Source organism: Methylobacterium oryzihabitans (assembly GCF_004004555.2).
Lineage (GTDB): Bacteria > Pseudomonadota > Alphaproteobacteria > Rhizobiales > Beijerinckiaceae > Methylobacterium > Methylobacterium oryzihabitans.
In genome coordinates, this window is sequence record NZ_SACP01000005.1 from 226,755 (window position 1) to 236,853 (window position 10,099).

Below are 10,099 nucleotides of genomic sequence, written 5' to 3' on the forward strand. Positions count from 1 at the left end.
GAGGCGGCGCCCCCGGCGCCGACGCTCCTCGACCGCACCCGCGGCCTCGCCCGGGCGATGTTCCGCCTCGCCATCGACCGCAGCCGGGCGCGGGTCGGCCTCGTCGGCCTCGCCTTCGCGGCGGTGTTCGCGACCCTGTCGGGCCGCCTCGTCACCATGGCGCTGTTTCCCGACGAGCCGAGCACCTCGGCCCAACGCGCCGCCAATGGCGGCGCGACCTCGTTCCGGCCCGACATCCTCGACCGCAACGGCGAGGTGATGGCGACCGACATCCGCACCGTCTCGGTGTTCCTCGAACCCGGCAACCTCACCGACGTCGACGAGGCGGTCGAGCTGCTGACCGCGGTGCTGCCGGACGTCGACGGCTCGGAGCTGCGCAAGCGCATCGACGCCAAGCGCGAATCGCTGCGCAAGCGCGGCAACAAGCGCGATTCCGGCTTCGTCTGGGTCAGGCGCGACATCACGCCGAAGCAGCAGGCCGAGGTCCACCGCCTCGGCATCCCGGGCATCGGCTTCCTGCAGGACCACAAGCGGGTCTACCCCAACGGCACCGCCGCCGCCCACATCATCGGCGCGACCAACCTCGACAATGCCGGCATCGCCGGCATCGAGAAGTACATCGACAAGACCGGGCTCAAGGACCTCAACAGCTTCGGCTTCATCGAGAAGGCGACCGACCTCGCGCCGGTCCAGCTCTCGATCGACCTGCGCGCCCAGCACGCCCTGCGCGACGAGCTGGCCTGGGGCCTGTCGCACTACAGCGCCAAGGCGGCGGCCGGGATGATCCTCGACGTCACCACCGGCGAGGTGATCGCGCTCGCCTCCCTGCCCGATTTCGACCCCAACAACCCCGCCGACGCGCTCAACCCCGACCGCATCAACCGGATGAACGTCGGCGTCTACGAGATGGGCTCGACCTTCAAGGCGATGACGCTCGCCATGGCGCTCGATTCCGGCAAGTTCACCGTCAACTCGACCTTCGACACCCGCGGCGGCGTGCTCAACTGGGGCCGCCAGAAGATCCACGAGTACCACGGCACCAACCGGGTCATCACGATGCCGGAGGTGTTCACCCATTCCTCGAACATCGGCTCGGCCAAGATGGCGCTCGGCATCGGCGTGCCCGGCCACAAGGCGTTCCTGAGGAAGATGGGCCTGCTCGACCGGATGCGGACCGAGCTGCCCGAGAGCGCCGAGCCGATCGTCCCGCCGCGCTGGACCGAGATCAACACCATCACGATCGCCTTCGGCCACGGCCTCGCGGTGGCGCCGATCCAGGCGGCGGCGGCGGTGGCGGCGATCTCCAACGGCGGCTTCCTGATGACGCCGACCTTCCTCAAGCGCACCGAGGAAGAGGCGAAGGCCAAGGCGACCCCGGTGCTCGCCCCGCAGACCAGCGAGGCGATGCGCTTCATCATGCGCCTCAACGCCGTCGAGGGCTCGGCCAAGAAGGCGTCGATCCCGTACTACTACGTCGGCGGCAAGACCGGCACCGCCGAGAAGGTCATCAACGGCCGCTACGTCAAGAACCGCCTGTTCACGACCTTCATGGCCGCGGCCCCGATGAACAAGCCGAAGTACCTGTTCGTCACCATCATGGACGAGCCGCAGGCGGTGGCGGCCGAATCGGGCTCCTACGCCACCGCGGCCTGGAACTCCGGCGTCGTCACCGGCCGCACCATCGCCCGGGTCGCGCCGATCCTCGGCCTGCCGCCGCAATTCGAGCCGCCGCAGAATCCCTTTCCCCTGATGGTCAAACTCGGCGCCTACCACGCGACCCAGGTCGACGGCCGATGAGCACGCTCGGCCGGCTCTTCCCCGACGAGGCCGGCGCCGCGGCCGGCCTGCCGGTCGCCGGGCTCACCGCGGATTCGCGCAGGGTCGCGCCGGGCTTCGTCTTCGTGGCGGTGCCCGGCACCGTCGCGGACGGCCGCCGTTTCACTGCCAGCGCCGCCGCCGCGGGCGCCGTGGCGGTCGCCGGCGAGGGCGAGCGCCCGGCCGATCTCGACCCGGGCACGCCCTGGCTCGCCGTCGCGGATGCACGCCGGGCGCTGGCGCTCGCCGCGAGCCGCCTGTCCGGCCGCCAGCCCGAGACGGTCGTCGCGGTGACCGGCACCAGCGGCAAGAGTTCGGTCGCCGACTTCGTGCGCCAGATCCTCACCGCCCTCGGCCGCGAGGCGGCGAGCCTCGGCACCGTCGGGGTCGTCACGCGCCGCGGCGCGGCCTACGGCTCGCTCACCACCCCCGATCCGGTGACGCTGCACGCGACCCTCGCGCGCCTCGCCGCGGACGGGATCACCGACCTCGCGATGGAAGCCTCGTCGCACGGCATCGAGCAGCGCCGCCTCGACGGGGTCGCCCTGGCGGCGGTCGGGTTCAGCAATCTCGGCCGCGACCACCTCGACTACCACGCCACCGTCGAGGAGTACCTCGCCGCCAAGCTGCGGCTGTTCACGACCCTCGCCCGCCCCGGCATCCCGGCGGTGGTCAATGCCGACGGCGCCGAGGCGGACCGGGTCATCGCCGCCGCCCGCGCCCGCGGGCTCTCGGTGCGCACCACCGGCCGGGCCGGCGAGGCGGTGCGGCTGCTCGACGCCCGGCCCGAGGGCTTCTCGCAGCGCCTGTCGCTGTATCTGCCGGAGCGCGGCGAGGTCGCGGTGTCGCTGCCCCTCGTCGGCGCGTTCCAGGTCGAGAACGCGCTCCTCGCCGCCGGCCTCGCCCTGGCGACCCCGGCCGGGGCGCGCGATCCGGACGGGGTGATCGCGGCGCTCGCCGGCCTCACCGGCGTGCCGGGCCGGATGGAGCGGGTGGCCGAAATCAACGGCGCGCTCTGCCTCGTCGACTACGCCCACAAGCCCGACGCCCTCGACCACGTTCTTGCGGCCCTGCGCCCGTTCGCCACCGGGCGCCTCGTCTGCGTCGTCGGCTGCGGCGGCGACCGCGACCGCGGCAAGCGGCCGATCATGGGCCGCATCGCGGTCGCGCGCGCCGACCGGGTGATCGTCACCGACGACAACCCGCGCAGCGAGGACCCGGCGGCGATCCGCGCCGAGATTCTGGCGGCGGCCCCGGGAGCCGAGGAGATCGGCGACCGCGCCGAGGCGATCCGGCGGGCGGTGGCCGGCCTCCGACCCGGCGACGTGCTGGTGGTGGCCGGCAAAGGTCATGAAACCGGCCAGATCGTCGGCGACCGCACCCTGCCCTTCTCCGACCACGACGCGGTGCGGAGCGCGATCGCGGAGCTGACCTGAATGACCGAGCCCCTCTGGACCCTCGAGGCCGTCGCCGCCGCCGCCGGCGCGCGCCTCGACGGCGAGCCGCGGCCGATCACCGGCCTCTCGATCGACACCCGCACCCTGAAGGTCGGCGACCTGTTCTGCGCCATCCGCGGCGAGGCCCGCGACGGCCACGACTTCGTCCGCGACGCGCTCGGCCTCGGCGCCGGGGCGGCGCTCGTCGCGGAAGAGCGCGCGGCGGAGTTCGCCGGGCTCGGCCCCCTGGTCCTGGCGCCGGCCGCCGGCGACGACCCGGTGCTCGCGGCGATGGGCGGCCTCGCGGCGGCGTCGCGCGCCCGCAGCACGGCGCGGATCGTCGCGGTCACCGGCTCGGTCGGCAAGACCGGCACCAAGGAGGCCCTGCGCCACGTGCTGGCCGCGCAGGGGCCGACCCACGCCTCGGTCGCCTCCTACAACAACCACTGGGGCGTGCCCCTGACGCTCGGCCGGATGCCGGCGGCGAGCCGCTACGGCGTGTTCGAGGTCGGCATGAACCATGCCGGCGAGATCGCGCCGCTGACCCGGCTGATCCGGCCCGAGGTCGCGGTCGTGACCACGGTCGAGCCGGTCCATATCGAGCATTTCCGTTCGATCGACGGCATCGCCGACGCCAAGGGCGAGATCTTCGCCGGCCTGGAGCCCGGCGGCGTCGCGATCCTCAACCGCGACAGCCCGTCCTTCGAGCGCCTCAAGGCCCACGCCCTCGCCTCGCGGGCCGGGCGGGTGATCGGCTTCGGCGAGCACCCCGAGGCCGACGTGCGCGCCGAGCGGATCGTGCTGCGCCCCGACCTCTCGATCGTCGACGCGAGCGTGCTCGGCGTGCCCGTCACCTACCAGCTCGGCACGCCGGGGCGGCACACCGCGCTCAACTCGCTCGCCGTGATGGCGGTGGTGCGGGCGCTCGGCGCCGACCTCGCGCTCGCCGCCCTGTCGCTCGCCCAGCTCAAGCCCCCGGCCGGCCGCGGCGAGCGCACCCGCCTCGCCCTGCCGGGCGGCGACGCGCTCCTCGTCGACGAGAGCTACAACGCCAACCCGGCCTCGGTCCGCGCCGCCCTGGCGACGCTGGCGGGCGTCGCCGTCACCGGCGGCGGGCGGCGGATCGCGGTCCTCGGCGACATGCTCGAACTCGGCCCCGAGGCGCTGCGCCTGCACCGCGACCTCGCCGGGCCGGTGGTCGAACACGGGATCGACCTCGTCTTCACCGCCGGTCCGATGATGCACGAGCTGTTCGAGGCGCTGCCGACCGCCCGGCGCGGCCGCGAGGCGCCGACCTCCGCCGACCTCGTCGAGGCGGTGGTCGAGGCCGTGCGCCACGGCGACGCCGTGATGGTCAAGGGCTCGAACAGCACCCGGATGGGCAGGATTGTCGAAGCCCTCAAAGCCCGCTACGGGAGCGGCGCGGCGGACCCGACCCGGTCCGCCGCCCAGCCCGGGTGACCTGCCGTTGAGTATCCGCCCGATGTCGCAGCCCGGGAGCGGCGCCGCCCGCCCGTCCCGGCGCCGCCCCTGATCGAGACGAGCCCGGGATGCTGTACCTCCTGTCCGAATACAGCGGCGTGTTCACGCCGCTCAACGTGTTTCGCTACATCACCTTCCGGACCGGCGGGGCGCTGTTCACCGCCGGATTGTTCGTGTTCTGGTTCGGCCCGTGGATCATCTCGCTGCTGCGCCTGCGCCAGGGCAAGGGCCAGCCGATCCGCGAGGACGGCCCGCAATCGCACCTGCTGACCAAGCGCGGCACGCCGACCATGGGCGGGCTGATGATCCTCGCCGGCCTGCTGGTCTCGGTGATCCTGTGGGCCAACCCGCGCAACAGCTACGTCTGGATCACCCTGATGGTGACCCTCGGCTTCGGCGCGATCGGGTTCTACGACGACTACCTGAAGGTGACGAAGCAGAGCCACAAGGGCTTCTCCGGCAAGTTCCGGCTGCTGCTGGAGGCGGTGATCGCGGTCGCGGCGAGCGTCGCGGTGGCGGAATACTCGGCGCCCGGCCTCGCCTACAAGCTCGCCTTCCCGGTGTTCAAGGACGCGATCCTCAACCTCGGGATCTTCTACGTGCTGTTCGCCGGCTTCGTGATCGTCGGGGCGGGCAACGCGGTCAACATCACCGACGGCCTCGACGGGCTCGCGATCGTGCCGGTGATGATCGCGGCGGCGACCTTCGGCATCATCGCCTACCTCGTCGGCAACGTCATCTACGCCTCCTACCTCCAGGTGAACTACGTGCCGGGCACCGGCGAGCTCGCGGTGGTGTGCGGGGCGCTGATCGGGGCCGGGCTCGGCTTCCTGTGGTTCAACGCGCCGCCGGCGCAGATCTTCATGGGCGATACCGGCTCGCTGGCGCTCGGCGGGCTGCTCGGCACCATCGCGGTCGCGACCAAGCACGAGATCGTGCTGGCCGTGGTCGGCGGACTGTTCGTGCTCGAGATCGCCTCGGTCATCATCCAGGTCGCCTCGTTCAAGCTCACCGGCAAGCGGGTCTTCCGGATGGCGCCGATCCATCACCATTTCGAGCAGAAGGGCTGGAAGGAGCCGCAGGTGGTGATCCGGTTCTGGATCATCGCGGTGATCCTGGCGCTGCTCGGCCTCGCGACGCTGAAGCTGCGCTGACGAGAAGGCCCCGAACCGCGCGAGGCGACGCGATGATACGCTCCACCACCTTCGCCGGGCGCGCGGTCGCCCTGTTCGGCCTCGGCGGCTCCGGCCTCGCCACCGCGCTGAGCCTGCGCGAGGGCGGCGCCCGCGTCACCGCCTGCGACGACGACCCGGCCCGGATGCGGGCGGCCGCCGAGCAGGGCATCCCGGTCGCCGACCTGCGCGCCGCCGACTGGTCGGGCTTCGCCGCCCTGGTCCTGTCGCCGGGCGTGCCGCTGACCCATCCGGCGCCGCACTGGACCGTCGAGCGGGCGCGCGCCGCCGGCATCGACATCATCGGCGACATCGAGCTGTTCTGCCGCGAGCGGGCCGCGACCGCGCCCGGCGCGCCCTTCGTCGCCATCACCGGCACCAACGGCAAGTCGACCACCACGGCGCTGATCGCCCACCTGCTGCGGGCGGCCGGCCGCGACGTGCGGATGGGCGGCAACATCGGCACCGCGATCCTGTCCCTGGCGCCGCCGGCCCCGGAGCGGATCCACGTCATCGAGATGTCGTCGTTCCAGATCGACCTGACGCCCTCCCTCGCCCCGAGCGTCGGGGTGCTGATGAACCTCACCCCTGACCACCTCGACCGCCACGGCGACATGGCGTCCTACGCGGCGATCAAGGAGCGGCTCGTGGCCGGCGCCGGCCACGCGGTGATCGGGGTCGACGACGACTGGTGCCGGGCGATCGCCGATCGCCGCCGCGGTCCGCTCACCCGGGTCCATGTCGGCGAGGCGGGGGACGGCCCCGGCATCCTCGCCCGCCGCGGGATCGTCGTCGACGGGCGGAGCGAGCCGGCGCGGCCGGTCGCCGACCTCGCCGGCATCCCGTCCCTGCGCGGCGCGCACAACTGGCAGAACGCCGCCATCGCGTACGCGGTGACGAGCCGGCTCGGCGTGACGCCCGAGACCTTTGCGGAACTGATCGCGGGCTTCCCGGGCCTGCCGCACCGGATGGAGGAGGTCGGCCGCCGCGGCCGGGTGCTGTTCGTCAACGATTCCAAGGCCACCAACGCCGACTCGACCGAGAAGGCGCTGTCGGCGTTCCGGCACGTCCACTGGATCCTCGGCGGCAAGGCCAAGGAAGGCGGCATCGCGGCCCTGGCGCCGTACTTCCCCCGCGTCGCCCACGCCTACCTCATCGGCGCGGCGACCGAGACCTTCGCGGCGACGCTGGACGGCCACGTGCCCTACACCCGCTCGGGCACCCTGGCCGAGGCCACCGCCCAGGCCGCCGCGGCGGCGGCGCGGTCGAACGATCCCGAGCCGGTGGTGCTGCTCTCGCCGGCCTGCGCCTCCTACGACCAGTTCCGCAGCTTCGAGGATCGCGGCGACCGGTTCCGCGCCCTGGTGCAGGCCCTGCCGGAAGGGTGACGAGGGGCCGGGTTCGGGCGCCGGCGCCGAACCGCGCCCGCGGCGCGACTCCGCCCTGCGGGTATCGGCCGCGGGCATCCTGCGCTATGATGCCGGCCGCGCCGGGGCCGCGATCGCGCCGCCCTTCCCGCGGCGCATTCCCGGAGCAGGTCGGGGCCCGCGCGGCACGGCCCTCCCCCAGAACCGTGGTCGCGTCGTGCCGGAGCCTCTCGGCCCCGCGCGCAGCCGCGCCCCAGCCCGCACGGTGCCATGCTGCCCTCCTCCATGTCGCCCTCCTCCCCGCCGCACCCCGATCCGACCCCGCCCGCCGAGATCCCGGCCGCCGAGGTCCCTGCTGCCCTGCCGAAGCCGGCCGGCGCGAGGAAGGTCATCAGCTGGAACCTGCTGCGCCGCACCGGCGCGACGGTCGAGGCCCTGGTCGCGCTGATCGAGCAGGAGCGGCCCGACCTGCTGCTGATGCAGGAGGCGACCGCCGACATCGTCGCGCTGCAGGAGCGGGTCGGCGGGCACTACGCCTGGGCTCCCCTCCCCCGCCGCATCCACGGCCTCGCCGCCTGGAGCCCGACGCCGTGGCCGTCGCCGCCGCAGGTCGTGCCGCTGCCCTCCGGGGCGCTGATCGACCGGGTCTGCCAGGTCATCGACCTCGGCGAGTGGGGCGTCGCCAACGTCCACCTGTCGCACGGGCAGGTGCTCAACCGGCGCCAGTTGCGCCGGATCGAGCGCCACCTGCCCGAGCGGGCGGCGGTGCTCGGCGACTACAACCTCGTCGGCCCGGCCCTGCTGCCGGGGTTTCGCGACGTCGGCCCGCGCCACCCGACCCACCAGATGGTCGAACTGGTGCCGCTGCGCCTCGACCGCTGCCTCGTTCGCGGCCTGTCGTGCCGCGAGCCGGCGGTGCTGCCGCGGGGCCTGTCGGACCACCGGCCGATCGTCGTCCACCTCGCGCCGGACGCGGCTCCGGTGCGCCGCGCGCCGATGCTGCTGCGCGCCCGGGTGAAGGCCCTGCGCGAGCGGGTGATCCTCACAGGTATGGCAGCAGCAGCCGTACGAAAGCGTCGCGCAGCCGCTCGGGCAGCCGGCGCGAACGCAGCGCCTCGCGGGTGAGGCGCGCCTCCATCTTGCCCGCGATCATCCCGTCGAGCCGCTCGGCGAAGGTGCGGTCGTAGAACTCGACGTTCAGCTCGAAGTTGAGCCGGAAGCTGCGGGAATCCCAGTTCGCGCTGCCGACGAAGCTCCAGGTCCCGTCCACCACCATCAGCTTCGAGTGGTCGAAGGGCGGGCGGTCGAGCCAGATCCGCACCCCGGCGGCGAGCAGCGGCCCGACATGGGCCCGCGTCGCCCAGTCCACCACCGGGTGGTTGCTGGCCTGGGGGATCACCACGTCGACGGTGACGCCGCGATAGGCGGCGAGGCACAGCGCGGTGAGCAACTGCTCGCTCGGCAGGAAGTACGGGGTGGCGAGGCGGATGCTGGTGCGCGCCGTCGCCACCGCCTCCAGCACCACGAACTCGATCTTCTCGATGTCGGCGTCCGGTCCCGAGGTCACCACCCGGGCGAGGCTGTCGCCGCCCGGCTCGATCGCCGGGAACCAGCGCGGCCCGTCGAGGTCCCGGCCCATCACGAAGGCCCAGTCGCGGGCGAAGGCCTGCATGAGCTGGCCGACCACCGGCCCCTCCAGCCGGAAATGGGTGTCGCGCACCGGCTCGGGCGGGTTCTGCGCCACGAGGTTCTCGTCGCCGATGTTGACCCCGCCGACGAAGCCGGTGCGGCCGTCGACGATCAGCAGCTTCTTGTGGGTGCGCAGGTTGAGGAACGGCATCCGCCACGGCAGGGCCGAGTGCATGAACAGCCCGGCCTCGATCCCGGCCGCCCGCATCAGCCGGTGGATCCGCGGGAAGAAGTAGCCGCTGCCGATGCCGTCGATCAGCACGCAGACCTCGACGCCGCGGGCCTGCGCGTCCTTCAGCGCCTCCAGCATCGCCAGTCCGATCCTGTCGGCGCGCATGATGTAGGTCGACAGCGCCACGCTCTCGCGCGCCGCCGCGATCGCCGCCAGCATCGCCGGATAGGTCTCGTCGCCGCTGCGCAGCAGGGTGACGCCGTTGCCGCCGAGCAGCGGCAGCCGGGTGATGCGGTCGACCGAGCGCTCCAGCGGCAGGAACGGCTCCGGCACCGCGATCGGCCGCGGCACCGGCGCGTCGGGCGGCGGCAGCGGCACCACCGGCAGGCGGCGCGCCCGCCGCGTCACCCGGTTGATGCCGAACATGACGTAGAGGCTGCTGCCGAGCAGCGGCGACAGCCAGGACAGGCCGATCCAGCCGATCGCCGCCGCAACCTCGCGCTTGTTGAGCAGGGCGTGCAGCGTCACCGCCGCCGCGAAGACGAGGCCGAGGGAGGCGAGAACGTCGTCCGGGATCTGGGCCAGCCCGCCGAGCCACCGGTAAATCGCCTGTTCCACCCGCTGCCCGTCCCGCCTGTCGCTCCCGGCGCATTACGGGAAGCGCCCGGCGGAATCCACCCGGGCCGCGCACGTCCGGCGGATGATCCGGAACCAGTGTCCACACCTTGCCGTTGCGGGGCGGCGCGATCGACCGATGCAGGTTGTGGCGTCGGCCGGTCGCGCGGCAAGGGAGAGGTGAACATGGGCAAGCTGGTTCGGAGCACCCTGACCGCGGCGATCCTGGCGATGGGCGCGGCGACCGCCTTCGCGCAGGGCGGAGGTGCCGGCGGCGGCGGCGCGGGCGGTGCGGGCGGCGGCGGAGCCGGGGCCGGCGGCGGGGCCGGCATGGGTGGTGGCGCCGGTGGC

Annotated in this window: 7 protein-coding genes; 6 read left to right on the forward strand and 1 reads right to left on the reverse strand. The window is 73.4% G+C overall.

Annotation, left to right across the window (positions count from 1 at the left end):
* The first annotated feature begins 57 nt into the window (after positions 1-57).
* The 6 genes from EOE48_RS07830 to EOE48_RS07855 all read left to right on the forward strand — a co-directional run bounded on the left by EOE48_RS07830 (position 58) and on the right by EOE48_RS07855 (position 8,397).
* Positions 58-1,797 (forward strand): peptidoglycan D,D-transpeptidase FtsI family protein, encoded by a 1,740-nt coding sequence (locus EOE48_RS07830; RefSeq protein WP_127728244.1) that lies wholly within the window; start codon positions 58-60, stop codon positions 1,795-1,797.
* Positions 1,794-3,251, forward strand: coding sequence for a UDP-N-acetylmuramoyl-L-alanyl-D-glutamate--2,6-diaminopimelate ligase (locus tag EOE48_RS07835; RefSeq protein WP_127728224.1), 1,458 nt, complete (start codon positions 1,794-1,796; stop codon positions 3,249-3,251). The genes EOE48_RS07830 and EOE48_RS07835 overlap by 4 nt, the downstream gene beginning before the upstream one ends.
* On the forward strand, positions 3,252-4,712 hold the full coding sequence (locus EOE48_RS07840; protein WP_127728225.1) for a UDP-N-acetylmuramoylalanyl-D-glutamyl-2,6-diaminopimelate--D-alanyl-D-alanine ligase: 1,461 nt from the start codon (positions 3,252-3,254) through the stop codon (positions 4,710-4,712).
* An 89-nt stretch (positions 4,713-4,801) separates the two neighbouring features.
* Entirely contained in the window at positions 4,802-5,887 is a 1,086-nt protein-coding gene (mraY, locus tag EOE48_RS07845; RefSeq protein WP_127728226.1) for a phospho-N-acetylmuramoyl-pentapeptide-transferase, read from the forward strand.
* 32 nt (positions 5,888-5,919) lie between these two features.
* Positions 5,920-7,293, forward strand: a complete 1,374-nt coding sequence (gene murD, locus EOE48_RS07850) for a UDP-N-acetylmuramoyl-L-alanine--D-glutamate ligase (RefSeq protein WP_127728227.1) — start codon at positions 5,920-5,922, stop codon at positions 7,291-7,293.
* A 249-nt stretch (positions 7,294-7,542) separates the two neighbouring features.
* Entirely contained in the window at positions 7,543-8,397 is an 855-nt protein-coding gene (locus EOE48_RS07855; RefSeq protein ID WP_246154034.1) for an endonuclease/exonuclease/phosphatase family protein, read from the forward strand.
* Here the strand turns inward: EOE48_RS07855 and EOE48_RS07860 are convergent.
* On the reverse strand, positions 8,315-9,751 hold the full coding sequence (locus tag EOE48_RS07860) for a phospholipase D-like domain-containing protein (protein ID WP_127728228.1): 1,437 nt from the start codon (positions 9,749-9,751) through the stop codon (positions 8,315-8,317). The two genes, EOE48_RS07855 and EOE48_RS07860, sit on opposite strands and share 83 nt — an antisense overlap.
* Between the last annotated feature and the right edge of the window lie 348 nt (positions 9,752-10,099).